Source organism: Helicobacter muridarum (assembly GCF_000765805.2).
Lineage (GTDB): Bacteria > Campylobacterota > Campylobacteria > Campylobacterales > Helicobacteraceae > Helicobacter_A > Helicobacter_A muridarum.
This window is the reverse complement of sequence record NZ_JRPD02000001.1, coordinates 52,604-79,355: the sequence shown is the minus strand read 5'-3', so window position 1 is coordinate 79,355 and position 26,752 is coordinate 52,604. Positions and strand designations below refer to the sequence as shown.

The following is a 26,752-nucleotide window of genomic DNA, read 5'->3' as shown; positions in this document are numbered from 1 at the left end:
TCCTAACGCATATTATAAAACTTTTTGCCATCTTTCATAAGAGAGCCATCTTCGCATAATGTGCAATTAGATAAATTTACTTCCTCCTCTATGCCATCTTTAATAATATGGGCTATTACATTATTATTCTTGTAAAATTCCTGCCGATACTTAGCAAAAACATCTCTCCAAGCAATATTAGTAAAAAAAGAGGTATCAGCAATGTTGACTTCAATTGAAGGAATGTCAACAAAGGACATATAATCGCTTACTCTTGCTAAATCTTTAGTTGATTCTAACCATAATATTTGAGATGATTCTACACTATTAAGGTTTAAAAAACCTAACACTTCATTTAGAATCTGATCTGTATTTTGCTGGCTTGAATGTGGATATAGTGAAGCATAAAAAGAATCAAATAGGTTTATTCCCATACCACAAACCACACTCTGCCCTGCTACCTGAGTCATGATTCCACCAATTTTACCCATACTTATATCCGACTTATTGCAAGAGCTAGCACTTTGGATAGAAGTCATAGAGTCCAAGCTAGACTCTGAATTAACTAAGCTAGGACAAACATCTCCAATATAAATATCATTTGGCCACTTTAACCACACATGCTTATTGTATTTTCTTAAACGCTGCAAAAATAACCAACCAAAATATATTGAGCTAGATTGCAAGGGCAAATCACTTGGCAAATAAGACTTATGTATGGCAAAAGAAAAATATATTCCCTCATTTGGCGAGATCCATTTGTTCGCACGCGAACCAATGCCATTTGTTTGATGCAATGCAACAACTAATATAGGAATATCATCTGACTTATTTTTTAAATACGAATATAGAAATTCTTGTGTCGAGCTAATCTCTTTAAAAAAATATAAGCGCATAAGAATCCTTATTAATATAAAACTAGAATCATAGCTAAAGATGCTAGAAATCCTTAGTTTAAACACAGTAAAAACTAATGAATTGGCAATGTTGCTAGAATCATAGGTAATATGATATAAACAATATAACCAAATAATAAAAAATGATAAAACAAGGGGCTAGTCAAAATGCAAATATTAATTAAACTTGGCAGCCCTAACTTACTAATGCAATAGCAAAAAACATCTCTAAAGTAAAATATATAACAACTAAAACGAAATCCTATTATATCTTAATACGAATGCTAAAACAAAGGCTTATCCATTTCACTAGGTATTGGCAGTTTCATGATTTTAAGTATGGTGGGAGCAATATTACTAAGCGCGCCATTATTAATTTTAACCACATCGCTAGAATCAACAAAGCAGAATACATCTCCTACTGTGTGATTTGGTAATGGATTTAGGTTTAAATCCTTCATTTCCTCACAATTTCCATGATCACTTGTCATCACAACGCTATATCCCTTTTGCTTAGCAAGACTCCATATCTTTGCTAATTCCTTATCCACAGCCTCAACAGCCTTGATACTAGCCTCAAAATTCCCAGTATGTCCAACCATATCTCCATTGGCAAAATTCACAACAATAAAATCAAAGTCGCTCTCAATAAACTTACAAACTCCATCACCTACTTCAGGCGCACTCATTTCTGGCTGCAAATCATAGGTTTTTATCTTTGGTGATTGCACAAGCAACCTTTCTTCGCCTTTCAACATATCTTCTCTTCCGCCATTAAAGAAAAATGTCACATGGGCATATTTTTCAGTTTCAGCAATATGAGCCTGCCTTAAACCATAATTTGAGATGATTTGAGCTAGAGTATTTTGCACCTTATCTTTTGGAAACATAACCCTAAACGGAAACTTCTCATCATATTCGCACATACAAGCAACAATCAAATTTGGCATATCGCGTTTAAATTCCTTAAAATCCCTAAGCCCAAGACTTGCTACAATCTCTCTAGCTCTATCGCTACGATAATTGACAAATATAAAACCTTGAGTTTTAGAATCTTTATTATTAGTATCTATATGGTTTTGAGTTAGATTCTGTATATCTACCTTTGGCATACCCATATAATTATTAAAACTAGCAGGCAAAATAAACTCATCAAAGATTCCATCTTGATAAGATTGATTGATATAGCTTTGTATATCTTGGCTTTGTAAATTTGCTCCATTTGCTATAGCATCAAAGGCTAGACTTATACGTTCCCAGCGATTATCTCTATCCATCGTATAGAATCTTCCAGATACTGTAGCAACCTTGACATTAGAATCTAAAATATCATCAAGCACACTAATTTGCTCTAAGAATGTCCCCGGTTTAGAATCTCTACCATCAGATATTAAGTGTAGCCACACTTGTTTGCCTCTAGATTTGGCAATTCTAGCTAACTCTTTTAGGTGATTGATATGTGAATGCACTCCAGCATTACTTGCTAATACAGCTAAATGCAAAGTATCTACACAATCTAGCATATCCCTTAATACTAGATTTGATGCTAAAGTATTATCGCTTATTGATTTGTTAATCTTAACTAAGTCTTGATATAAAACTCTGCCACTTCCAATGCTCATATGCCCAACTTCAGAGTTACCCATTTGCCCACTAGGCAACCCAACACTCTCGCCATAAGTGTGCAACAAGGAGTTTGGGACATGCTCAAATAGATAATCATAATGAGGCTTTTTCGCATGATAAAAGGCATTGTATTGAGTATTAGGGCTAAATCCTATGCCATCTGTAATGATTAATACGACCTTACTCATGAACAATCCTTAAATTTATTGTTTATAGTTAATCATATAGCACTTACTAAACAAATTATAATAAATTTTTATCAAAGATTCACTATAGACAAAATTTTCTTTATAATTACATGATTATTTTGTTTAATCAATATTTAAATTATTTATTCGGAGTGTGCATGCTATATGAGCTACATTTACAAGGGTTGTTAAATGTCTCTTTGTTAAAATACATTACTTTTCGAGCTGGCATGGCATTCTTCATAGCTTTTTTGCTTGCAGTATTTCTTATGCCACATTTTATAACATGGGCTAAAGCTAAAAAAGCCAACCAACCAATATCAGATTCCATTAAAGCACACAGCAATAAAAAAGATACGCCAACTATGGGTGGCATAGTTTTTATATCATGCGCTGCTATTGCTAGCATACTTACTGCTAGGCTAGATAACGTATATGTTCATATAGGTCTTGTCGGCATGATGTTATTTATGCTTATTGGAGCTAGAGATGACTATATGAAAATTTCAGCAAGAAAAAATGCGGGTATGAGCTCTAAATTAAAATTTGGCTTATTATTCTTAGTTGGTCTTGGGTTAAGCATTTGGCTATATATAGTTGGGCTAAATGCTTCGCTATTTATGCCATTGATGAAAAATCCTATCTTATACTTAGAATCTTATCCTTTTTTAATGATTGGATTTTGGCTAATAGTATTCCTCGCTACCACCAACGCCGTAAATGTAACAGATGGGCTTGATGGATTAGCAACTATTCCTAGCATTTGCGCATTGGCTTCGCTTAGTATATTTGTCTATATTAGTGGGAATGTAGAGCTTTCTCGTTATTTATTCATTCCTCATGTTGTAGATTCAGGGGAGGTAATGGTATTAAGCCTAGCTATGATTGGAGCATTATTTGGCTTCTTATGGTTCAACTGCCATCCCGCACAAGTTTTCATGGGTGATAGCGGAAGCCTAGCACTTGGTGGATTTATAGCCTTTTGCGCCATTGTCTCCAAGAATGAAATATTACTAATCTGCATGGGATCAATATTTGTAATTGAAACAATATCTGTAATACTGCAAATTGGTAGTTATAAGCTAAGGCGAAAGAGAATCTTTCTCATGGCACCAATTCATCACCACTTTGAAGTAAAAGGTTGGGCAGAAAATAAAATAATTGTTAGATTCTGGATTATTGCTATATTAAGCAATATCATAGCTCTAATCACATTAAAAATTCGATAAATTCATTCAATCTATTAAAAGGAGACAATAATGCAAAATGACCAATCAAAAGTTAAAAGTCATATATTCAACAAATTTATGGAATCTAGTTCAAGATATACAAAAAGATTTTTAAAACATATAACTTGTGTTGCTATGCTAGCTACTATGCCAACAACAATGCAAGCACATAGTCACAAAGATGATCATAGCATTAGCAATACTAGCAACTATGATATTAGATCAAAACAAGAAAGCACATACTATTTACTAAATGGCTATGTGCGAGATAGCGGAGTGATTGCAACTTTTGATGACAATGTGCTTAGATTGACATTTGATAGCATAGATAAAGAAGTTCTAAAAAAGCATAAAATCACTAGCTATAAGACATTCGAACGCGTTATGAATAGATACAACAAAAATACTATAGCCAAGGATAGAGAGAACTTTAGACATTTTATAGCTATGTATATGCAAAAATTTTTCACATTAGAAGAAGCTCAAAATCTATATGATTTCGCACAATCTCCATTGGGCAAAAAAGATTCAATGGTAGATAAAGAGATTAATCTCAAGTTCATAGAGCTTGTTATGTCATTTAGTGAGGCTTTTGAGGTGCCAAAATTGCCTCCATTTGAACTAAGCAGCAACGATCCAAAGGAGCAAAAGCGTAAGAAGTCTATTCTAGAGCTAGTTGATGTAAAGAAAGAAAGGCAGTCAATCGACTTTGCTCTATTAGATATGGAATCATATCTTCGTAATTTTGATTTCTTAAGTTCAAATGATATAAGAAATCTTTTGCATAATTTAAAAACAGTGATAATAGAATATAGCCTGCATATTAAATCAGAGAGCTACTCTCAAGAAGAATTAGATAGTCTAATTGAGTTTTATAAATCCAAAGCCGGACAAAATATAACTTTAGCATGGCTAAATACTTATGGATCTGATACATTTAATACATACCAAGAAAATTATCTTAATCGCGTTCTTGATAACGTTGTAAGTTACTTTGGCTTGGAAGATGATTTAGATGATTAAATATTGGGCATATGTAGTTTATGAAAATAAGTGGATTTGGTGGCTATCCTAGCATTGATAGTAACCTAGAAGTGTTAGAAAAAATAGCAAAATTGCAAGAATTCCTAGCAAGCAAAAAGCCCTTTATAGCTCGTGGTAATGGTAGAAGCTACGGTGATAGCTCATTAAGCAAGAATATTCTACTATGCAAACCTTACGATGAAATACATAGCTTTTGCCAAGATTGCGGAATTTTGCATGCGCAATGCGGAGTAATGCTTGATGATATACTAGACTTTAGTATGCCAAAGGGCTTTTTTCTCCATGTTACACCGGGCACACAATACATCACACTAGGCGGAGCAATAGCCTCAAATGTGCATGGAAAAAACCATCACCACAATAACTATAGTCAGATTGAAGAGCTAGATTCCAAAGCTAACACAAAAATAAATAAAAATATATTATGTAAATCTTGCGGACAAGCCCTAAATTGTGTAGAGCTTATTAAAGGAGGTAATTTTATAGAATCTGTGCTTAACTTCTCTCTTATGCTACCAAATGGCGATATAATGCAGTGTAGCAGAGATTTGAATTCTGATTTATTCTACGCAACATTTGGTGGCATGGGATTAACAGGCATTATACTTGAAGCCCGAATAAGGCTAAGAAAAGTTAGCTCATCTAAGATTTGCCAAACTACAATCAAAACTAATAATCTAAGTAATACTATGGAATACCTAGAATCACACAAACAAGCACCTTATGCAGTAGCTTGGATTGATAGCCTAGCTAAAGATAAAAATCTTGGGCGCGGAATTGTAAGCTATGGGGACTTTGCTTTGGATTCTGATTTTAACTACAATGACAAAAGGCAAAACCAAATAACAAGCAATATACATACAATAGAAGACAAAAAGCCCAAATCCAATCAGAAGTCAAATGAACAATATATGCCACAATATAACATCAAACAAAAAGCACACTATAAGGCAAAACTAAAGATTCCTTTCTATCTGCCAAATTCCACGTTAAACCCATTTAGTGTAGGAATCTTCAATAAACTCTATTATTCAAGGGCTAAGAATGGGCAAAAATTAGTGTATTTTAAGCATTTTTTTTATCCACTTGATTCCATACTATCATGGAATAAAATCTACGGCAGAAATGGCTTCTTGCAATATCAGATAATAATTCCAAAAGATAGCACGCAAAGCCTGCATGATATATTAAATCTCATTGCAGAATCTAAGCAAGGCTCATTTCTAAATGTCCTAAAGCTTTATGGCAAAGAGGATTCTAGCTTCTTATGCTTTCCTTTGGAGGGCTACTCCTTAGCCTTAGATTTTAAAAATACCCCAAGCATATTTGGGCTATTAGATAGGCTTGATGAAATCGTTACTAAATGTGGTGGGAGGATTTATCTAACCAAAGATTCTCGTATGAGCAAACATATATTTGACATATCTTATAAACGCGCTAATGAGTTTAGAGAATTAAGAAAAGATTATGGACTAGATTCTAAGATAGAGAGCCTGCAGAGCAAAAGATTGGGAATCTAACTTGTTCTTAGATTCAAAAAACAAAAACCTCAAAGAATAAATAAGGGAGATAGATGAAAAACTATATTAAACTTATGAGACCTTACCAATATGTAAAGAATCTATTCATCTTTGCGCCTGCATTCTTTGCTTTACAGATTTTAGAACCATTTGTGTTTCTGTGCTTATTGGGCGTATTTATAGGATTTAGCCTTGTTTGTAGTAGCGTTTATATTATGAATGACATAATTGACGTCCAAGCAGATAGAGCACATAAACTTAAAGCCCTGCGACCTATTGCAAGCGGTGCTATAAGCTATAGTAATGCAATATGCTTTGGTTGTGCATTATTTATAGCTGGGCTTGTTATAATCGCTAACTCTTTATACTTATCACAAAATATACGGGGGGGGGGGGGGCAAACATGACCCACAAAAATATGACAATAGATACGATCCTAGCTTTGACTCCATAGACAAATTTAATAATTATGTTATATATCTTAACATATCAAAATACGCACATACCACAAGCTATAATGATAATATTCCAAAAAATCAACATTGTGATTTAAGCCCCAATAGAAATACCTTAGACCAAGAATTAAAGCTAAGTTATAATACTTATATTGCCTTTTTTCCAATACTATCCTACATTATCCTAAATATCGCCTACACATTTATACTTAAGGCTATTGCCATTGTAGATATATTCACCATTGCTGTTGGATTTGTTTTGCGGCTATTTGTTGGCTCATTTGCGGTAAAAATAGAACTCTCTCACTATATTATTATCATAACATTTTGCCTCTGCCTATTCCTAGCTCTAGGCAAAAGACGAAGCGAATATAAATCTAGCCTAGATACTGCAAGAGCCAATCTTAAATCTTATAACATAGCATTCTTTGATTGCTCCCTTAGCATACTTGGAGGAACTATTGTTTTAGCCTATATTTTATATAGCATTGAACCTTCTGTAGTTAATCGTATGCAGACTAATTATTTATATCTAACTGGATTCTTTGTATTGATTGGAATATTGCGTTATCTCCAACTTATATTTGTCTTTGATAAGGCAGAAGATCCAAGTATGGTTGTGCTTAGTGATAGATTTTTGCAAATTGTAATTTGCTTGTGGACTCTTAGCTTCTTTGTCTTACTTTACTTATAAGGATTGTTATGAGGTATATTTCAATATTTTTTATTATCTTGCTTTGTGCCTGTAGCCTTATTAGAATCAAAAATGCTCCCATTGTCATAAAAGAGCAAGGCAACACGCCAGCAACATTCCATGCAGTTGTAGAAACTAGCGGTTACTCTGGAATTTTTAAGGAGTTATCAAGATCAAACATCTATTTATTTCATATCTATACGCAAAACCTAAAAGAGTCTAGCTCCAATCTAGATTCTATCTACATACATGAAAGCCAAAGCTTCAATGTATATATTACATCAAGCAAAAAACTAGCTCCAAAACAAAGAATAGGCTATATTGATTATGAAGTAAAACTAACCAAAAAAGGAGCATTAATTATATGCACTATATGGATTATATGCCTACTAATAGTTATGCTTAGGAATGATTATAAAAATAAAACTAAAGCAAAAATCTATCCTAGATGCCAAATGGCTAAGCTTGAATATATGGGTAAGATTTTTACTAATACTAAGCAAAACCTTGCCTTAATTCCTAGCTTATCCTTTAGAGAGCTATGCAATAAAATACATATAGCAATCACTAGACTAGAGAATTCTAATATTAGTTTGCATTTATTGCTAGTATGGTTTGCTTTTATAATTTTTTGCATATTCTTTTATACAGATAGCATTATTATTAGAGATGGTGGGGCGTATTTAGGGAGTAATGATAGTGGTGATATGCAATGGTATCCAGCAGTGCAGCTATTTGGCTTACATGGATTACAGCAAAGTCTTAATCCATATTACGAAACACTAAATGGCAATTATTTCCTTGCTAATAAACCAAACTATGCGCATTTATTATATGTTATCATGTATCCCTTTGCTATGCTTGAATATGATGTAGCAAAGATTTGGTATTGCGCGTTTAATAATCTTTGCATAATTATTACATGCTATTTATTTTATAGAGAAATACTCAAAAGACAGATTCCATTCACATATTTTGCTATTTTTACTATGTTGTTCTTTTTAAGCGAAGTATATGCTGCTGCTATTTATCGTGGCAATATTCCTTTGGTTATAGCATTATTTGTTACTCTAGCTTTTATTTATAGACATAATCCCATTATTTGTGGAATTTGTCTTTCTATAGTATGTGTAAAATATACATTTGGAATCCCTCTTATAATTGGATTCTTGCTAGCTAGATTCTATGTTGCTGCATGTCTTGCTTGCATTATCCATATTGTAGTCATTGCCACATTTGCTTGGCATTTTAATATAGGATTTATAGAATCACTATTTCTACCAATTCTTGTAGGACGCGAACATGCAAGCTCAATGATTATAGATATTCTAAGCCTTGCAAGGACTACCTTTAGCGGATTAAATCTAAAGAATCCATTTGTATATCTATTAATTGCTTGCTTCATAATTTGGACTTATTGCACTATAAAGTTTAAGACATCAAAGGAGACAATAATATTATCTAGCATTGTAATTTCGTTCTGCTTATTCCAACATCATATTTATGACTACACATTAGTTATTTGTCTAGCATTTATTGGATTATTTGCATGCAGTGGATTAAGGTTTTTTATTCTTATTTGCTATTGCCTATATATTTTGATTTACATGGATTTTAACTTTTATACATTTGGAAGATTCGAAGCACTATGCTATAGCAGTTTGCTTTATGCATATGCAATATATATTGTTTGCAAAAAGGAGGAATCATGCTTAAACAAATCCTAATAATAGGTGCTACAAGTGAAATTGCAAAAGCGATTGTAGAAGTATTTGACAAATCTATGAAAGATGATTGCATAGAATTTATACTTTGTGCTAGAGATATTACAACATTGGAATCTTTATATAAAGACACCACAACTAGCAATATTAATATAATGGAGCTTGATGTTTGCAACTTTTGGGTGCATAGGGAATTTATAGAATCTTTTAATAATATCCATGGCGTAATTTATGTAGCTGGATATATGCCAAAGCAGCAAGATGCACAAGCAAATTTTCATCTAGCAAAACAGAGTATAGATGTAAATATACTAGGAGCTATTAGTTTATTAGAGCTAATAGCAAATCGCTTTGAAATGGAATCTAACAACGCCCATAAAAATCGCTTTATCATTGCTATAAGCTCTGTAGCAGGAGATAGAGGAAGGGCTAGCAATTATATATATGGTTGCTCTAAAGCCGCTCTTAGCGCGTATATGCAAGGGCTTGCCAATCGCTTTGGCTTGCAAGAACAACTAACAGTTAGGATTCTGTGCGTTAGGGCTGGCTTTACAAATACTAAAAGTCTACAAAGCATTGCTCTTGGCATATTAAGCCAAAGGATGCTAGTTGCTAGCCCTACCAAACTAGCAAAAGATATATATAAGGCATTACAAGGAAATAAAACTAACATATATTCTAAATGGATATGGAAGCCTATTATGATAATAATTAGACTATTACCTAGTAGAATCTTTAACAAGATGAAACTATAAACCTAGCTACAAAATCAAATAAGCATTACTTACAGCTTGATATTGGATAAAATCCTAAATATGATTCAAATATTAAGGAGGATAATGTGGCGAAATTAATAATTTTTAGTGGAGCTGGGCTAAGCGCAGAATCTGGGCTAAGCACCTTTAGAGACAATAATGGGTTATGGGCAAAGCATGACCCTATGGAAGTATGTAATTATAAAAATTGGCTTAAGAACTTCAATCTTGTACATGATTTTTATAATCTTAGGCGCAAAGAATTAAAACAAGCAAAGCCAAATGATATGCACAAATTTCTAGCTAAACTATCCTCAATATTTGAATCATCACTTCAAAAGCAAATAGAAATAATCCATGTTACACAAAATGTAGATGATTTACTAGAGCGTGCTGGTGTAGAAAATGTGGTGCATTTGCATGGGGAACTAACTAAAATTATCTGCCCACAATGTGAAACAATATTAAACATAGGCTATGAAGAGTTTATGCCGCATGATTGTGAAACATGTGGATACAAGTATCTAAAACCTTTCATAGTGTTTTTCTTTGAGGAAGCACCAAAGTATAGATTATTACATCAGGTATTTAGCAATCTCACAAACAAAGATTGCGTAGTAGTAATTGGCACAAGTGCCAATGTGATAGATATTAACTCATTACTTATCAGGCGAACTGGACAAGAAAAAATCGGTTTTAAGATTCTAAACAATCTTGAATATAGCCCAAATATTATGGAATCTTTATTTGATATGAAATTATATATGACTGCCACACAAGCAATAAATAGTATACAAGAAGGCTTGATTGATTTTTTTAATAAATCTAATTAAGCATATTGGCATTGTGATTATAAAGTTAAAAAATTCCTGATTGCATATATATTACATTGACTATTAAATTACTCTTTGTCGTTTATATAGCAAAAAATAAATCTATAATTAAACAACACAAGATTTATTACTTGCATTATGTGCCTAATTCTTTTTGTTATAATAATCTAGCGGTTTTGAATTCTATATAAGTTTATTTTATTCGTCTTTAAGCCTGCATTTAGGGGAATTTGATGAAAAACTTGCCTAATGTCCTTACATTTTCAAGAATAATATTGTCCATTTTGTTATTGGCGATTCTTTTGCATTGGGAATTAATTGTGCCAAGTTATGTGCATATTTCATGGCGTGATTACTTCGCGTGTCTTATATTTTGCATTGCCTCTATTACAGATTTTTTTGATGGATATATTGCTAGACAATTTAACCTAGGTAGCACATTTGGTGAAGTTTTTGATCCTTTGGCAGATAAGATGCTAATGCTTAGTGCTTTTATTGGGCTATTAATACTTGATAGGGCTAATGCTTGGGCTGTTTTTATCATTCTTTCAAGGGAATTTTATATTACAGGGCTTAGAGTTGTAGCAGCTAACTTTCATCAAAATGTAGCTGCTAGCGCACTTGGTAAATATAAAACAGGCTTTCAGATTCTAGCTATTGCCTTTTTGTTGGCAAATTTCTTCCCCGGTGGTGAGCTGTTTTTATGGATTGCAGTATTTGTTACCGTATATTCTGGGATCGACTACACGATTAAATATTATAAAGCCTTATCATTATGAATCTAATTATATCCATACTTGCGCTTTCCTTTGTTGTTTTTTTTCATGAATTAGGGCATTTTATCTTCGCAAAGCTATTTGGTGTGCGCGTTCAAACTTTTAGTATTGGCTTTGGTCCAAAATTGCTTAGCTATTATTATAAGGGCACACAATACTCCTTATCGCTCATTCCACTTGGCGGATACGTAAAACTACAAGGTGAAACAAATAACACAGATCTTATAAAAGATTCTAGCTCTCTTTTCGCAAAGCATCCTTTAGAGCGAATAGCTATCTTATTTGCTGGACCATTGTTCAATATATTGCTTGCTTTTTTATTATATATATGTATATTCTTGCATGGCATACCAACTTATAGCAATGAGCCAATAATTGGAGAAGTGAATCCAAGTCTTCCATCACATGGCATATTACTTGAAAATGACAAAATCCTTAGTATTAATGGGGTAGAAGTAAAATCATTTCAGGATATATCTAGGATTCTTAACTCACAACAATCTAAATCAAACTTAGATTCTGCTAATAATATTAAAGGCAATGAATTAATGCAAGATAAAATAGCCCTAGTAGTTGTATCAAGGCAGGCTAATAATTTACAAAACATTGCAAATAGCAGCGACATAGATGTAGAATATCTTAGGTTAGAAGTGCCCATTAGTCATAGCAAGAATGATAATAGATTGATACTAGGCATAGCACCTAAACAAGAGCTTAAAAATATTTCATTACAAGAATCAATTATACAATCACTAAATCAAACTATAAAAACTTCATTATTGCTATATGAGGGATTAAAGGATCTGCTAATTGGAGTAATTGGATTAGAAAATATAAACAGTATTATTGGAATAACAGAAGTAAGCATCAAGGCACTAAATGTAGATTTTATATTCTTTCTTTGGGTAGTAGCATTTATATCTATCAATCTAGGGATTATAAACTTACTTCCCTTACCCCTGCTTGATGGAGGACAAATTGTATTTACATGCTATGAATGGCTTACAGGCAAGAGCATTAGCAAAAAAGCAGAAAGCATGATAGTATCCATTGGTATAAGCATAATTGTAGCAATTATGTGCATAGGAATCTACAACGATATTTATCGTTTGATAAGCAGCTCTATCTAAATCAAATACTAAAAACAAGATTATTGCGAAGCAAAATTCATAAGATTCCAAATTTTTGTATAAACTCTAAATCAATTCCATCTAATAGCCCCTTTTCTTGTAATGATTCTAGGACTTGCTTGGTGCATAATGTATCCTTTGGCCAATCACTTGTATAATTTTCTAGCTCGCCCTTACTTGTGGCATCCAAGAAAGCACAAGTATCTTTAATAACCAAATCTCTAGTTACATCAATGGAATTTACAATACGCCAAATAAGCAAATAGTAATTTTGCAAGTCCTCATTAGAATCTATAAATATAAAGAAGCTTGCATATTCATTTAGCTCATCATAGAATCTATTGGCATATGATAATATAGGTGTTTTTTGTTTTCTTACACGACAAAGGACAATTGGATTTTCATGCGGATATATATGCAATGATTCTATCTCGCTAGAAATACTTTTCATTTTATCTAGCAATCCTTTAGAATCTATTGATTGAAAGGAAAATTTTAATGGTTGTTTGGTAGCATCAATGGCTAACTTCCCGCTTACACCAAATTCATGTGTAGCATGGTCTAATGCATCACAAATACCTTGAGTAATGAATAACTCTTTTGTGCTTACTCGCTGTAAGATATAATCGCACAAAGTCTCATAGTCTTTATGCAAACTAGGCGCATTTGAATCCAAGAAAATAGCATGTTTAACAAAGCTCAATTGTCCAAGCCCAAAGAAACTATGCATTATTTGCAAACTTTGAGCTGGATAGTTTGTCTCAATCTTTGCTAGAATAAGATTATGAAACACACCATTCTCTGGCATAGAATAATCAATTAATCCATGTACACTTGTTTGCAGTAATGGCAGGAAAAGTCTCTCTGTCATAAATCCCATATATTTATCTTCTAGTGGTGGCTTACCTACTACTGTTGCAGCAAAACTTGGCTTTTGTCGCATGGTAATAGCATTTATGCGCATGATTGGATAATAATCAATAGGAGTGTAGAATCCAGTATGATCTCCAAATTTCCCCTCAGGTGCAAATTCATTTGTATCAACAAATCCCTCAATAACTATATCACAATCATAAGGCACGCTTAAGTCATTGCTAATACAGCTTGCTAGTAAAGGATTCTTCCCGCGAATAAGCCCATATAGCATTAGCTCAAACGCCCTAGGAGGCATAGGAGCTTGAGCACACCAGATATATAGAGGATCGCCCCCTATAGCAATGCTTACTGGCATTAGTTTATTTGCTTTTTTGTATTCATGAAAAAAATGTGCCCCGTCTTTATGAATCTGCCAATGCAATAGCAATGAATCTTTACTATGAACTTGCAGGCGATACATGCCTACATTATTTGCTGCAGACTTGGATTTGGAATCTTCTAGGCTTTGTGTATAAACTTGCCCCATAGTAATAAACTGTCCACCATCATCTTCCCATGTTTTAAGTATGGGCAATGAATAAAGATTAATAGAATCTCCTTGTATAATTACTTCTTGACATGGAGCCTTGCCTTTATATTTCTTTGGAAATACATGTCGCAAGGCATAAAGATCGAAGAGCTTTGCGAATAGATTCTTAATTCCTTTAGGTGGAGTTAGATTTAATAAAGATTTAATTTGTGAAGCAATAGATTCTATATTTGGGAAGCTTTTGTTGGTATTGTATTTAGTAACTAACAGTTCCAAACGGCGAAATGAACCAAAAACATTCATTACTACAGGCATATTATATGTAATTATGCCTTCCTTTGTCTTATGAATGGGATTTGTAAAAAGCAATGCCTTAGAATCTTGCTTCTTTACTTCTATATAGGCTAAGTGCGGAATCTCTAGCCAAATGTCTAGGGGCTCTTCAATAATTTTTAGCTCATTGTGTTCTTGTAAAAATGATATAAGGTCTTGCATTTGAAATCCTTATTGCTTATAAATGTAATAATGAAGTATTAGTTATATTTGTATTCCTACTGGGCAATGATCGCTTCCCATTATGTCAGGATAAATAAAAGCCTCTTTTAATATATCTCGTAATGATTCCGATAGTAAAAAATAATCGATTCTCCAACCCGTATTATTTGCTCTAGCCTTGCCCATATAACTCCACCAAGTATATGCATCCTTTCTATCAGGGTATAAGTAACGATAAGAATCAATAAAACCAGAATCTAAAAGCTCACTCATCTTCTCCCTCTCTTCATCAGTAAAACCAGCATTCCTACGATTTGTTTTTGGATTTTTTAAATCAATTTCCTTATGCGCTACATTCAAATCTCCGCATACAATCACTCCTTTTTTCTTTTTTAACTCACCAAGAAAAGAGCGAAAGTCATCTTCCCATTGCTGCCTATATTCCAATCTCTCAAGCTCCCTTTTAGAATTAGGCGTATATACATTTACTAGATAAAAATCATCATATTCAGCCGTTATAACTCTTCCTTCTTTGTCATGGTGTGGAATACCCATATCATTTTTGACGCTTAATGGCTCTTGCTTAGTTAGGATTATTGTACCTGAATACCCCTTTTTCTCTGCACAGTTCCAAAACTCATAGTAACCATCAAAGCTAAATTCGCTTTGTGTTTGCTGCATTTTGGATTCTTGTATACAAAAAACATCAGCATCAATTTCATTGAAAAAATCCATAAACCCCTTATTCATGCAAGCTCGCAAGCCATTAACATTCCATGAAATAAACCTCAAAATATCTCCTTATGTTGTAGAATCTTAATTTTAATCCAAAAAGAATTATAACAACATATTGCTAAAGTGCCTTGATTGGCTTTGTGTTATAATGCTTTATTTAAGGATTATTATGACTTCAACAACAAATGCTCTTGATATTACAAAAAAGCTTATTTCTTATCCAACTATAACGCCCTTAGAATTAAATATCTATGAATACATTAAAGGATTATTGCCAGATTTTGAGGCATTGCATATAGACAAAGATGGGGTAAAAAATCTTTTCTTATATAAGATTCCAACACATTTAGAATCCAAATCTTTTAATAGAGATATTTTGCATTTATGCTTTGCTGGGCATATTGATGTTGTTCCACCAGGTGGAGAATGGAATGAGCATTCTAACAAAGCCCTAAATAATAAAAACAATGCTAATCATTGGAGATTCAACCCATTTACACCTACAATAAGCGATGGGTATTTGTATGGTAGAGGGGCTCAAGATATGAAAAGCGGTGTTGCTTGCTTCATTAGTGCTATTAAGGAATTTCTTACAAAAGATAATAAGCAGGATTTTATTATTTCTATTTTATTAACTAGCGATGAGGAAGGTGAAGCAATACATGGTAGCAAATATGCCCTAGAGATTCTTAAAAGCAAGAATCTTATGCCAACGCATTGCATTGTAGCAGAACCTACAAGCAATAATATCGCTGGAGATATTATAAAAGTGGGGAGACGTGGTTCAATTAATGGCAAGATATATATATCTGGAAAGCAAGGACATGTAGCATATCCAAGTAAATGTATTAATCCCATTGAACTTTTAGGAGATAGATTAGGGAAATTGGCTGGGGTGAATTTAGATAGCGGTACAAAGGAATTTGAACCCTCAAAGCTAGTTATTACCGATATTAGAGCAGGTATTGAAACTGTTAATGTAACACCTAATGATATGCGTATTATGTTTAATGTGCGCAACTCTACTAAAACTAGTCTTGATTCCCTAAGAAGCTATATAGAAGGAGTGCTATCTGGGCTTCCATATACATTAGAGCTAAGGCAAAGCGCGCAGGGTTTCCTAACCACTGATAAAAAGTTTATAGATATATTAGAATCTAGTATACTAGATTCTAATAAGTTTGATGTTATAGATGTTACTAGGAGCACTAGCGGGGGGACTAGTGATGCTAGATTCTTTAGTGCTCATGGTATTGGTGTAGCAGAAATTGGAGTATGCAATGATAGGATACATGCTATAAACGAAAGAGTTAAACTAAAAGATATAGAACGATTAAATATTATATTTTTTAATGTACTTTGCAACTTTGGAAAGATAATTCATTAATAAAATCTCTTACTCTAAGGTAAATATAAAAAACCTAAGAATGACAAATAAGAATTAAATAAGCATATAGCAACTACTTATTAAATTTCTATATCTTTATGGGAAGATAAAATCTTCCCATTAGCATAATCTACTATTCTATTTGGAATCTTACTTAAAGGTAAAACTTCCTTTATTGCACCAGCCTCAATAGCCTTTTTTGGCATGCCAAATACAATGCAACTGCTTTCATCTTGGGCAATAGTATATGCACCATTATCAAAAAGCTCTTTCATGCCAATGCTTCCATCATCTCCCATTCCAGTTAAGATAATAGCTAAAGTGCTTCGCCCTATTACATTATTAGCACTTCTAAATAGAACATCTACACTTGGTCTATGTCTACTAATCTTTTGCGCATTGAGTGGCATGACATAGCACTTTCTACCCTCGTATTTAAAAACTGCATGAGAATCTCCATTGGCTATATATGCCCAATCTTGTTTTAACTCCATTAAATTGTTAACCTCACAAATGCTTAGTTTACTATTTGCATTCAATCTATTAGCAAGTGAAGAAGAAAATGTCTTAGGAATGTGCTGCACAACTACAATAGGAGGTAGTCCTGTTGGCAACGCTGAAAATATTTGATAAAGTGCTTCTGTTCCACCTGTTGAACTACCAATTACTATCACTTTGTCGCGAGCCTGTTGAGATGGCTTCTTTGGAAGAACAGTATCAGGATGATATTTTTCTTCTACTTGATTGGATAGAATAATGCTCTTAGGTAACATAACTCTCCTTTAATCAGCAAGACTTCTTAACAAATGTTTTATTGCCAGACTTGTCAAATTTGTTTTTAAGACCTAGTATATCTTCTGAATGCCCTAAGTAAAGCGTTCCTCCATCTTTCAAAACATGACTTAATTTAGTCAAGATTTCCTCTTGATTATTATGCTCAAAGTAAATAAGAGCATTCCTGCAAAATACTATATCAAAATCGTTAGCGTTAAAAGGATATGCATTAGATAAAAAATTAAGTTGCTGAAATGTAATAAGACTTCTTATATTGTTTTTTGCTTTGAATTGAAATATTGCTCCTGATTTTTGAACATCAAAATATTTCTCAATTTCAACCCAATCAGGAATTTTATGCAACCTTGGATCAAAAGTATATTCTCCTTTTTTTGCCGCTTCCAGCATATTGGTATCAATATCAGTAGCAACTATGGTAATAACGGAGTGCGACTTGTATAATGTTTTGGCATAAACGCAAGTTGTCGCAATAGAGTAGGCTTCTTCGCCGCTAGAGCAAGCAGAGCATAGAATCTTAATTTGTTTATTATTACGCAGAGGTTCTATTAATGTCCTATTTAACATATCATCAAAATGATATGATTCACGAAATAGATCTGTTTTATTTGTTGTGAAGCTATTTATGAAAGCTTGTCTAATTTGTGAATTGCTTTTTATAGAACTAACTAGGTCTTCAAAAGTTGCTATATTGTTTAATAAATCATGTTTCAAAAGAATATTTAGTCGATTTTTTATCATAGTTTGTTTAGAATCTACTAAGTGAATACCACATATATTTCTTAGTAAATCTTGAATAATATGTATTTGCTTAATATCTAATTGCATACCTGTCCTTTTTGGGTTATAAAAATTTTTGATTATTTTGGAATCTTATAAATTTTATGGTTACTTGAGTTATAATATTAGCATATTATCCAAAATAAAGGGCTGTAATGAGGCTAGGCGTAAACATTGACCATATAGCATATCTAAGAGAAACAAGAAAGATTAATGACCCAGATCCACTTGAAGCAATATTCATTGCTAAGAGATCTGGAGCTAGCCAAATCACAGTGCATTTACGTGAAGATAGAAGACATATTTGTGAATATGATTTGAGTCGCATTATAGAATCAAGCTTCTTGCCCATTAATGTAGAATGCTCGACAAATGCAAATATTATTAAAGTGGTTTGCGAATTAAAACCACATAGAATAACTATAGTCCCAGAAAATCGCAATGAAGTAACAACAGAGGGTGGATTGCTACTACAAGATTCCTTATTGCCGGTTATGGAGAGGATTTTGCATAGTGATATTGATGTGGCATTATTTATAGACCCAAATGAGGCAAGCATAGAGAAATGTCTAAAATTTGGAGAAAAACTAGGATTAATTTCAAAAAAGTCAAGTAAATCAAGTGAAATGATTAATACACTAAGTCGCTCATTAGGCGTAGAGCTACACACAGGAAAATACGCCAATCTATCATTAATGATAGAATCAAATTTATCACGCACACATAACAGCATTAAAGAGTTAGAGCTTAGTCGCTCTAAGTTGGCGTCATTGCTAAGTTTCGAGCTAAATTCATTGATATATCAAAGCAAGCAAGCAAGCAATGAAGGGCTATTAGTATTTGCTGGACATGGTCTAAATTATCATAATGTAAAACCAATTACCAATATCTCATATATAGAGGAACTAAATATTGGGCAAAGCATTATTGCTAGGTCTATCTTTACTGGATTAGAAAACGCTATAAAGGATATGATAAAGATTATAAAAAGAGACTAAAACTTAATTTAAGCTACTATTATGTTTGAGCTCTTATATAGTCTACTTATTAATAGACATAAAACCTAATCTATATCCAAGTAATAGAACTAAAAATATACACACAAGAGAATAAAGCAAAAAATTCTCTCTATCAAAAAATAAACAGGCAATAGTGCAAACCATTCCAATACCTATTGATACTCGATTGCTTTTTATTTTGTAATTTTCATAAAGTATCACAGTAAAAGTAGCTATAACAATGAAATCTAAGCCATTAATATTTTGTATAAAAGACAAATATCCGCCAAGCAATGTTCCGCCTACACAGCCTATAATCCAATAGCAATGATTACATAATGATATAAAAAACATGACTTTTTGATTGTGAATTTTATCTTGGTTTTGTATGCCTGCTTTCTGCTCTCTTAAGTTTAATATGGCAAATGTTTCATCAGTTACAGAGAAGACTAAATACCACTTGCGCCAACCTCTAAATCCATATCTATCAAGACTTGCAATAGCATAAAAAAATTGCCTTGCATTGATACTTAAACATATAGCAACAATGCTTAATATAGGTAATCCACCAGCCAACAATCCAACAGCTACAAATTGCATTGCACCAGCATAAATAACAATAGACATAAGCAAACTTAGCCACGCGCTATAACCAGCTTTTGCCATCATGATTCCAAACACAGCTCCCATAAGGACATATGTAGCAAGGATTGGTAGACTATATTTAAATCCTTCTTTAAATGCCAATACATCTGTATTCATGTTTGGAGTCCCATCCATTGCAATCCTTTAGCTAGGTTAATCGATTATACTAGAATCCTAAGAGTTTTATATCAAGAAGCATTTATGTATTATATTTTAAAATTCAGTTAAACCTACCTAGTGTGCAATCTCGCATAACGTTAGTGTTTGTTTCTTGAATATTGGCGGTCAATTATTTGCAACAAGCTAAAACATAAAGCGAAAGCCGCCATTAACTTGAAAATTATTTGGTGCACCTTTAGCAAAATGAGTATCAGATATATATGCTATAATGCTTAGTGAGCTAGTGATTGAAAATTCTGCCATAACATTAAGTTCGTTTTGAATGATATTAGATATATTGTTGTTTCCATATCTACCGCTATATCCATCAAATATTGTCATACCATAGGCAGCATACACTCTTAGCTTATTATCAAATAAGCTAATCCTAGAAGCAGCATAAACTAGCTTGGCATTCCTACCAAACTTAATAGCATCTCCACCCCAAGTAAAAAAGGGCTGTATGTTTTTATAAAACATTAAATCCCCTGCTTGTGTTGCATTGCCTACGCCAAGAGTATTTATTCCTCCCATGCCACCTTTTCCACTCATTACATAGCCAACAAACACATCAAGCCAACTACCAAGCCCAATGCTAGCCTTTGCATCAAATAAAAACGTGTTGTTGTCAGCTGAAAATCTATTTTTGCTATCCTCAAAGCTAGCAGCAAATCCAGCATCTATACCAAGCCAAGTTTCACCTTGTCCAAGCCTAAATCCAGAATGCCATCTAACCCCAACGCTCCCAAACACACTAGGTATAAAATTGCCAAAAATGCTAATATACATAGAATCCTTAACACTAGCATCTTTCTTTGAGAAAAAATATTTTGCTCCAAAATCAAACCAGCCTATGCTATCCCCACCAAGCCTTCTAAATGGCTGCATTTCATAATATGTAACTCGTCCACTTCTATAAGCCCACATTCCCTCTAGGATAATAGATTTAAGGCTTGCATTCCTTATCCAGATTCCATCTATCATAACATTAATATACTCATTAATAGGCTGAAACCGCCCAGCCTTAATGGCAGTATCGCCATCAAAATATTCAAGAAAGGACTCATCTAGCAATATTGTGCTATTGCCTACTATTGTTTCATCAACACCGCCAAAATCTCCCCTAAAAGCATTGCGAGAATCAAATAGGCTCTGTGCTGCACGAAAGGATATTGCCCCTCGAATATCATAATAGAATCCTGTAACATAACCAAGCCCTACAGATGCGTTAACATAACTACCAAAGCCATCTAAACTCTTTCCATATAAGACTATGTCTACCTTTTTTGAGCCACTAGTTAACGCATTATCAAGATTTGTATGTCTCGCCTGCGAGCTAGCAAATATGCCCAAACACATAAAAATTATCAAAATCCGCATACTTCTCCTTAAATAGATTCTTATATAATAACGCTTCCTCAAATTACAACCAGTATTACATCCAAAACCAATCCTAACTGTTATAACACATCACAACAAGACTAATCTATCCAAAGATTATCCAACAGCCTAACCTTTTGCATTGTAACTGCTACCAAAAATACACAATCCATAGCTTCATCTCTATCTCCTAACAACTTTAGCTCTCGTGTATAAAAGTCCATATAATCAACACTTAAGCCATCTAGGATTTTACTAGCCTCATGTTTTAGAATCAAAACATCTCGAATATTCTTTTCCAAGATTAAATTCTCTATCTCTAAAATAGCCCTTGGAAGAGCTAAGGCTTTATTTCTTTGATCTTGGCTAAGATAGACATTTCTAGAGCTTAGTGCCAATGAATCAGAATCGCGAATAATTGGCATTGAAACAATATCTATAGGCAAGCACAAATCCCTAGTCATCTTCTGAACAATTAATAATTGCTGTGCATCTTTTCTACCAAAATATGCTCGCACGCCATAGCTAGGAAACTCTAAATCTTGGAATCTTTGCTTTGGCAATAACATAAGATTAAATAACTTTAAGACAATTTGTAGCACACCTGCAAAATGCGTTGGACGATAATATCCCTCCAAGATGTAGCCCATAGACTTTGGCGGCGTGAGTGTAATCTCATCTAATCCATACATTTCAGTATAATCTGGCATAAATATAATATCTACACCCAAACTAGCGCAAAGCTGTATATCTGCCTCTAATGTGCGCGGATACTTGGCTAAATCCTCTGTAGGGGCAAACTGTGTAGGATTGACAAAAATGGAAACAATGGTTATTTTGTTGTTAGAAACGCTTGATTCTATAAGGCTTTTATGTCCATTATGGAGTGCACCCATTGTTGGAACCAAGCCCAAATTTATAGAATCTTGTTTCACAATATTTTGAGCTTTAGAATCTAAATTTGACACACCATAAGTAGCCTCATCATTATACAAAGATAGGCATAGTGCGATTTGTCTTTGAAGATGGTCTTTTGTTTTTACAATAATTGGCGCATTAGATATGATAGGCTTAGAGTAATCCATCATTGTCCTTAAATCTGTGGAATTATAATAAATGCAATAATAATGAAGTTGTTATTGTAATTTGAAAATCACTATTTGTAAAGAGATTAACAAAATCTAAATACTGCTAAAACTAGATACAATGCAATAGAAATGCTAATAAATATGAATAGAAGCATAAATTATAGAACAAAATCCAAATATATCAAACAATAAAATCAAATATAGCGCAGCATTAAATTCACATTAAACTATAAAATACAACTATATATGAAAAATAAGTTATTATTGGATTCCCATTTTGTATTAAATAACAATAAAAGTTAATAAACTAGTTTCATATTTGTCTATCATAATCAATTTGATAATATTTTGTATCAGGTGGACTATTTTAAACAAATTTATCATTATTTCATCAAAATGATAAATTATATGCAAATATACTTGACTTATTATCATTTTATGCTTTATAATGATAAAGTTAATTTAATAGGAATTAACATATTTAAATTTTTAGGAGTCCATTATGTTGAGCAAAGAAGTTGTTAAAAAATTAAATGAGCAAGTTGCTAAGGAAATGTATGCTTCAAATTTATATTTAAGCATGAGTTCTTGGTGTTTTCAAAATCGATATGAAGGTGCTGGTGCTTTTCTATTTGAGCATGCAGGTCAAGAAAACGAACATGCAAAAAAGCTTGTTACTTATCTGAATGAAACTGATTCAATAGTCGAGTTACAGGCTATTGAAAAGCCAGAGAATAACTTTAAGGGTCTACTTGATGTTTTTGAAAAAACATACGATCATGAAGTATCAATTACAAAATCAATCAACGAGCTTGTAAGTTTTATGCTAGAAAATAAAGATTATTCTACTTTTAATTTCTTGCAATGGTATGTTGCAGAACAACACGAAGAAGAAGCTTTATTTAGGGGTATAGTAGATAAGATTAAGCTAATAGGTGATAAAAGCAACGGACTTTATCTAGCAGATCAATATATTAAATCACTAGCAGGCAAATAACTATCTATAGAATAACTACTTAGAATCAAATGAGATTCTAAGTATTCTAGGACTTTAGTCCTAGCTAACCACCTAAATAATTTTATATTTATAAAATATATATTGCAAAATCTAGTAACTCACTTCAAAAATAAAAATCCGACACACACAACAATCGCTACAAATATTAAAGTTACAACGCAGTATCCCATGATATCTTTCGCGCCAAGTCCAGCAATTGCTAATGCAGGCAAAGCCCAAAAAGGCTGAATCATATTTGTCCATGCATCACCCCAAGCAATAGCCATAGCAACTACTGAAGGATCTACACCTAGAGATAATCCAGCAGGCATCATAATTGGAGCTTGCACAGCCCACTGACCGCCACCTGATGGAACAAATATATTAACAATCCCAGCACTAATAAACGTAAGCAAGGGAAATGTCTCCTTAGTAGCAATGCTAGCAAACATAGATGATAATAATCCAGCAAAAGATTCCCCATTGCTAGAAACTCCCATCATCATTCCCATGATTCCAGCATAAAAAGGAAATTGCAATAAGATTCCAGCAGCACTCTTAGTTGCCTTATTAATTGCTCTAATATAGGAAATTGGGGTTCTATGTAGTAAGATTCCAACAAACAGAAATATCATATTTATGATATTAAGGTTCAATACTCCACCTTTAGCAAAATATGAAATAATATAAATAAAGCCAAACCCCCCTATTAATAGACTGATTAGAAAATGTCTATCCAAATATTCAGCTAATGTATGATCATTTTTATGACTAATTACTTCTACTTCTTCTTTCTCATCAAGTAACTTTTTATCAATCTCTATAATATCTTGTTTTGAAGGATGTATGAATGCCAATAAAGCTGGGAGACATACAAGTATAACAGCACAAATAATAAGGTTATAGGAAGAAAAAATAGTCATTGATACAGGGATTGCCTCTGTAATTACGCCTGATGTTGTTTTACTAAGTGTCTCTCCTCCATTTGCAAGGGTTAAAGGAATAGAGCCAGAAAGCCCACCATGCCAAACAACAAAACCAGAATAAGCAGTAGCAATAAGCAGTCTGTAATCTATGCCTTTTACACTTTTTGCAATTTCTTTAGCAAAAATTGCACTAATGACCAATCCAAAACCCCAATTAATCCAATTCGCAACCATGCTTAATATAGCTACCATAATAATAGCACTAAAGTAACTTTTGGGTATGCTAGCTAGATATTTAAGAAACTTTGAAATAACTTTGGCACTAGCTAAAGCTTGTCCTAGCACTAAAACCAATGCCATTTGCATGGAAAAACCAAGTAGCGACCATGCTCCATTCCCCCAATGATTCATCATATCTAAGGCACTTTGCTGTGTTGAAAACATAGCAATAAAAAATACAAAAATCGTAAGAATAGCAACAATAACAAATGAATCTGGCAAACATCTGGAAGCTAGCACAACGCAAGCATGCGTAAATCTACGCAATAAAAACATAATATCCCCTTAAACAACATAATCCTATAGAATCCAACATTTATATATGAACTTGAATCAAAGGCAAGATTAAAACAAACACAAAAGATTAGTAAAGTTCTACATTTATTGGATCTATTTACTATAACTAAAAACTTAGATTGATTATATATTATGCAAACATATTGATAGATTGTTTTCTATACATATTGTGCAATATGGTAATAAAGCTATTAGATTCGCAATAAGCAAAACATTAAGTCATAGTTTAATAGATTCCAAAATATGTCATAATAATTCCAACTATTAGGGCAATGATTGGAATTATTACTGCTACTACGCAAATATCTAAATAGCTTTTTTTATGTGTCATTCCTGTTATAGCAAGCAGTGTTAGCACTGCGCCATTATGTGGCAAGGCATCAAGCCCACCTGATGAAATGGAGGCAACTCGGTGAAAAAGCTCTAGTGGTATATTTTGACTTATTGCTATTTCTCTATACTTTTCGCTTAGAGATTCTAAGGCTATGCCCATGCCACCAGATGCAGATCCTGTAGCACCCGCAAGAATATTTACTGCTATTGCCTCTGATATAAGAGGGCTTCCTTTTATGCTTAAAAGCAAATCTGTAAGGCTATTAAAGCCCTGTGCAGACTTCACAACAGAGCCAAAACCAACAGCAGCACTTGTATTTATGATTGCAACAACAGAGCCAGATGCACCTTGATTGATTGCCTCTATAAATTCTTTATATTTATTAAAGCTCAATATTAATATAGCTCCTATTCCACAAAGCAAGGCATTAATAATCTCAAACTTAAATACATTAAGCAATACCACAACGCATATAAGCGGGATTAAAGAAATAATAAAATTGGGAGTTTTGGCATTTTGACTTACTTGGTTGCATTCAGCATTTTGAAATTTAGTATCAAAATCAAAATGCTCCCCATTAGACTTTAAAACACCCTCTCTATATTTTAGATAAAAATACCCGCCTAAAAACATAATCAAACTAGCCACAATGCCCATAATAGGAGCCGCCATAGGGGTTGTATCAAAATATTTCATAGGGATAAGATTCTGTATTTGTGGAGAGCCCGGCATTGCTGCCATAGTAAAAGTAAATGCGCCTAAAGCAATGGCAGCAGGAATTAGTCTGCGAGGAATATCTGCTCTCTTAAAAAGAGATAAAGCCAAAGGATACACGGCGAATACAACTACAAATAAACTAACGCCACCATAAGTAAGAATTGCAGCAGATAGAATAACGCCTAAAATTGCCCTCTTTTCTCCTAGTATTCGCCCAATCAATACAGATATTGAAGTTGCCATTTGAGTAATTTCCATGAGCTTACCAAAAATTGCACCCAACATAAATACAGGAAACCACTTCACAGCAAAGCCAACTAAACCATTCATATATGTGCCTGTATAAGTATCAAATAAGCCCAATCCGCTCAAAAATGCCACAACACCAGCTGCAAGAGGTGCTACCCAAATGATAGACCAACCAAAATATGCAAATAGCATAAGGACTATTAAGCCAAAAATAATAGCTGTCATAAAGATTCCTTAAAG

At 33.3% G+C, this 26,752-nt stretch carries 24 protein-coding genes; 13 read left to right on the top strand and 11 right to left on the bottom strand.

Features of this window, described 5'->3' with window-relative positions:
* Window positions 1–2: 2 nt before the first annotated feature.
* Window positions 3–875, bottom strand: a complete 873-nt coding sequence (locus tag LS73_RS00375; RefSeq protein ID WP_034559413.1) for a biotin--[acetyl-CoA-carboxylase] ligase — start codon at window positions 873–875, stop codon at window positions 3–5.
* A 284-nt stretch (window positions 876–1,159) separates the two neighbouring features.
* Window positions 1,160–2,689 (bottom strand): 2,3-bisphosphoglycerate-independent phosphoglycerate mutase, encoded by a 1,530-nt coding sequence (gpmI, locus tag LS73_RS00370; RefSeq protein WP_034559416.1) that lies wholly within the window; start codon window positions 2,687–2,689, stop codon window positions 1,160–1,162.
* Window positions 2,690–2,847: 158 nt separating this feature from the next.
* On the opposite strand from gpmI, the gene mraY reads away from it, so the two are divergent.
* From mraY to rseP, 10 genes are all read left to right on the top strand, one after another.
* Complete coding sequence (gene mraY, locus LS73_RS00365) at window positions 2,848–3,918, top strand: phospho-N-acetylmuramoyl-pentapeptide-transferase (RefSeq protein ID WP_034559419.1); 1,071 nt, start codon at window positions 2,848–2,850, stop codon at window positions 3,916–3,918.
* A 30-nt stretch (window positions 3,919–3,948) separates the two neighbouring features.
* Window positions 3,949–4,941, top strand: coding sequence for a DUF2059 domain-containing protein (locus LS73_RS00360; RefSeq protein WP_034559421.1), 993 nt, complete (start codon window positions 3,949–3,951; stop codon window positions 4,939–4,941).
* Window positions 4,942–4,961: 20 nt separating this feature from the next.
* Window positions 4,962–6,482, top strand: a complete 1,521-nt coding sequence (locus tag LS73_RS00355) for an FAD-binding oxidoreductase (RefSeq protein ID WP_034559423.1) — start codon at window positions 4,962–4,964, stop codon at window positions 6,480–6,482.
* Between the two features lie 53 nt (window positions 6,483–6,535).
* Window positions 6,536–6,889, top strand: coding sequence for a UbiA family prenyltransferase (locus LS73_RS00350; RefSeq protein ID WP_114985950.1), 354 nt, complete (start codon window positions 6,536–6,538; stop codon window positions 6,887–6,889).
* A gap of 307 nt (window positions 6,890–7,196) precedes the next feature.
* Entirely contained in the window at window positions 7,197–7,631 is a 435-nt protein-coding gene (locus LS73_RS00345) for a UbiA prenyltransferase family protein (RefSeq protein ID WP_052089959.1), read from the top strand.
* 8 nt (window positions 7,632–7,639) lie between these two features.
* Window positions 7,640–9,358, top strand: coding sequence for a glycosyltransferase 87 family protein (locus LS73_RS00340; protein ID WP_052089960.1), 1,719 nt, complete (start codon window positions 7,640–7,642; stop codon window positions 9,356–9,358).
* The gene (locus LS73_RS00335; protein WP_034559431.1) at window positions 9,340–10,110 is read left to right on the top strand and encodes an SDR family NAD(P)-dependent oxidoreductase; all 771 of its coding nucleotides are present in this window, start codon (window positions 9,340–9,342) and stop codon (window positions 10,108–10,110) included. The genes LS73_RS00340 and LS73_RS00335 overlap by 19 nt, the downstream gene beginning before the upstream one ends.
* Window positions 10,111–10,196: 86 nt before the next feature.
* A complete protein-coding gene (locus LS73_RS00330) occupies window positions 10,197–10,943 on the top strand; it encodes an SIR2 family NAD-dependent protein deacylase (RefSeq protein ID WP_034559433.1) in 747 nt (248 codons plus the stop codon).
* 233 nt (window positions 10,944–11,176) lie between these two features.
* Window positions 11,177–11,722: a CDP-diacylglycerol--glycerol-3-phosphate 3-phosphatidyltransferase gene (pgsA, locus tag LS73_RS00325; protein ID WP_034559435.1), complete on the top strand. Its 546-nt coding sequence runs from the start codon at window positions 11,177–11,179 to the stop codon at window positions 11,720–11,722.
* Window positions 11,719–12,849: an RIP metalloprotease RseP gene (gene rseP / locus LS73_RS00320; RefSeq protein ID WP_034559437.1), complete on the top strand. Its 1,131-nt coding sequence runs from the start codon at window positions 11,719–11,721 to the stop codon at window positions 12,847–12,849. The genes pgsA and rseP overlap by 4 nt, the downstream gene beginning before the upstream one ends.
* Window positions 12,850–12,886: 37 nt before the next feature.
* On the opposite strand, the gene LS73_RS00315 is transcribed toward rseP, so the two are convergent.
* Window positions 12,887–14,749 carry a menaquinone biosynthesis decarboxylase gene (locus LS73_RS00315; RefSeq protein ID WP_104692179.1) on the bottom strand — a complete coding sequence of 621 codons (1,863 nt, stop codon included), beginning with the start codon at window positions 14,747–14,749 and terminating at the stop codon, window positions 12,887–12,889.
* A 42-nt stretch (window positions 14,750–14,791) separates the two neighbouring features.
* Window positions 14,792–15,541 carry an exodeoxyribonuclease III gene (locus LS73_RS00310; protein WP_034559308.1) on the bottom strand — a complete coding sequence of 250 codons (750 nt, stop codon included), beginning with the start codon at window positions 15,539–15,541 and terminating at the stop codon, window positions 14,792–14,794.
* A gap of 112 nt (window positions 15,542–15,653) precedes the next feature.
* Here LS73_RS00310 and dapE point away from each other — a divergent pair, with 112 nt between their 5' ends.
* A complete protein-coding gene (dapE, locus tag LS73_RS00305; RefSeq protein WP_034559306.1) occupies window positions 15,654–16,871 on the top strand; it encodes a succinyl-diaminopimelate desuccinylase in 1,218 nt (405 codons plus the stop codon).
* A gap of 80 nt (window positions 16,872–16,951) precedes the next feature.
* Here dapE and LS73_RS00300 read toward each other — a convergent pair whose 3' ends face one another.
* Entirely contained in the window at window positions 16,952–17,644 is a 693-nt protein-coding gene (locus LS73_RS00300; protein WP_052089937.1) for a CheB methylesterase domain-containing protein, read from the bottom strand.
* Window positions 17,645–17,657: 13 nt separating this feature from the next.
* A complete protein-coding gene (locus LS73_RS00295; RefSeq protein WP_034559304.1) occupies window positions 17,658–18,491 on the bottom strand; it encodes a CheR family methyltransferase in 834 nt (277 codons plus the stop codon).
* A 107-nt stretch (window positions 18,492–18,598) separates the two neighbouring features.
* Between LS73_RS00295 and LS73_RS00290 the strand changes: the two genes are divergently transcribed.
* The gene (locus LS73_RS00290; RefSeq protein ID WP_034559302.1) at window positions 18,599–19,441 is read left to right on the top strand and encodes a pyridoxine 5'-phosphate synthase; all 843 of its coding nucleotides are present in this window, start codon (window positions 18,599–18,601) and stop codon (window positions 19,439–19,441) included.
* 42 nt (window positions 19,442–19,483) lie between these two features.
* Here LS73_RS00290 and LS73_RS00285 read toward each other — a convergent pair whose 3' ends face one another.
* The 3 genes from LS73_RS00285 to panC all read right to left on the bottom strand — a co-directional run bounded on the left by LS73_RS00285 (window position 19,484) and on the right by panC (window position 22,710).
* Window positions 19,484–20,221, bottom strand: coding sequence for an AzlC family ABC transporter permease (locus tag LS73_RS00285; protein WP_233708825.1), 738 nt, complete (start codon window positions 20,219–20,221; stop codon window positions 19,484–19,486).
* Window positions 20,222–20,389: 168 nt separating this feature from the next.
* Window positions 20,390–21,625, bottom strand: a complete 1,236-nt coding sequence (locus tag LS73_RS00280) for a hypothetical protein (RefSeq protein WP_233708826.1) — start codon at window positions 21,623–21,625, stop codon at window positions 20,390–20,392.
* Between the two features lie 101 nt (window positions 21,626–21,726).
* Window positions 21,727–22,710 carry a pantoate--beta-alanine ligase gene (gene panC / locus LS73_RS00275; protein WP_081955658.1) on the bottom strand — a complete coding sequence of 328 codons (984 nt, stop codon included), beginning with the start codon at window positions 22,708–22,710 and terminating at the stop codon, window positions 21,727–21,729.
* 505 nt (window positions 22,711–23,215) lie between these two features.
* On the opposite strand from panC, the gene LS73_RS00270 reads away from it, so the two are divergent.
* Window positions 23,216–23,710 (top strand): ferritin, encoded by a 495-nt coding sequence (locus LS73_RS00270; RefSeq protein WP_034559300.1) that lies wholly within the window; start codon window positions 23,216–23,218, stop codon window positions 23,708–23,710.
* 119 nt (window positions 23,711–23,829) lie between these two features.
* Here LS73_RS00270 and LS73_RS00265 read toward each other — a convergent pair whose 3' ends face one another.
* Together LS73_RS00265 and LS73_RS00260 are read right to left on the bottom strand one after the other, a co-directional pair.
* Window positions 23,830–25,191 carry a TIGR00366 family protein gene (locus tag LS73_RS00265; RefSeq protein WP_034559298.1) on the bottom strand — a complete coding sequence of 454 codons (1,362 nt, stop codon included), beginning with the start codon at window positions 25,189–25,191 and terminating at the stop codon, window positions 23,830–23,832.
* A 247-nt stretch (window positions 25,192–25,438) separates the two neighbouring features.
* Entirely contained in the window at window positions 25,439–26,737 is a 1,299-nt protein-coding gene (locus LS73_RS00260) for a GntP family permease (protein WP_034559296.1), read from the bottom strand.
* Between the last annotated feature and the right edge of the window lie 15 nt (window positions 26,738–26,752).

Coding starts and splice junctions, on each gene's coding strand:
- LS73_RS00375 (WP_034559413.1), bottom strand. CDS start 875: ATGCGCTTATATTTTTTTAAAGAGATTAGCTCGACACAAGAATTTCTA.
- gpmI (WP_034559416.1), bottom strand. CDS start 2,689: ATGAGTAAGGTCGTATTAATCATTACAGATGGCATAGGATTTAGCCCT.
- mraY (WP_034559419.1), top strand. CDS start 2,848: ATGCTATATGAGCTACATTTACAAGGGTTGTTAAATGTCTCTTTGTTA.
- LS73_RS00360 (WP_034559421.1), top strand. CDS start 3,949: ATGCAAAATGACCAATCAAAAGTTAAAAGTCATATATTCAACAAATTT.
- LS73_RS00355 (WP_034559423.1), top strand. CDS start 4,962: ATGAAAATAAGTGGATTTGGTGGCTATCCTAGCATTGATAGTAACCTA.
- LS73_RS00350 (WP_114985950.1), top strand. CDS start 6,536: ATGAAAAACTATATTAAACTTATGAGACCTTACCAATATGTAAAGAAT.
- LS73_RS00340 (WP_052089960.1), top strand. CDS start 7,640: ATGAGGTATATTTCAATATTTTTTATTATCTTGCTTTGTGCCTGTAGC.
- LS73_RS00335 (WP_034559431.1), top strand. CDS start 9,340: ATGCTTAAACAAATCCTAATAATAGGTGCTACAAGTGAAATTGCAAAA.
- pgsA (WP_034559435.1), top strand. CDS start 11,177: ATGAAAAACTTGCCTAATGTCCTTACATTTTCAAGAATAATATTGTCC.
- rseP (WP_034559437.1), top strand. CDS start 11,719: ATGAATCTAATTATATCCATACTTGCGCTTTCCTTTGTTGTTTTTTTT.
- LS73_RS00315 (WP_104692179.1), bottom strand. CDS start 14,749: ATGCAAGACCTTATATCATTTTTACAAGAACACAATGAGCTAAAAATT.
- dapE (WP_034559306.1), top strand. CDS start 15,654: ATGACTTCAACAACAAATGCTCTTGATATTACAAAAAAGCTTATTTCT.
- LS73_RS00300 (WP_052089937.1), bottom strand. CDS start 17,644: ATGTTACCTAAGAGCATTATTCTATCCAATCAAGTAGAAGAAAAATAT.
- LS73_RS00295 (WP_034559304.1), bottom strand. CDS start 18,491: ATGCAATTAGATATTAAGCAAATACATATTATTCAAGATTTACTAAGA.
- LS73_RS00290 (WP_034559302.1), top strand. CDS start 18,599: ATGAGGCTAGGCGTAAACATTGACCATATAGCATATCTAAGAGAAACA.
- LS73_RS00285 (WP_233708825.1), bottom strand. CDS start 20,221: ATGGATGGGACTCCAAACATGAATACAGATGTATTGGCATTTAAAGAA.
- LS73_RS00280 (WP_233708826.1), bottom strand. CDS start 21,625: ATGCGGATTTTGATAATTTTTATGTGTTTGGGCATATTTGCTAGCTCG.
- panC (WP_081955658.1), bottom strand. CDS start 22,710: ATGGATTACTCTAAGCCTATCATATCTAATGCGCCAATTATTGTAAAA.
- LS73_RS00270 (WP_034559300.1), top strand. CDS start 23,216: ATGTTGAGCAAAGAAGTTGTTAAAAAATTAAATGAGCAAGTTGCTAAG.
- LS73_RS00265 (WP_034559298.1), bottom strand. CDS start 25,191: ATGTTTTTATTGCGTAGATTTACGCATGCTTGCGTTGTGCTAGCTTCC.
- LS73_RS00260 (WP_034559296.1), bottom strand. CDS start 26,737: ATGACAGCTATTATTTTTGGCTTAATAGTCCTTATGCTATTTGCATAT.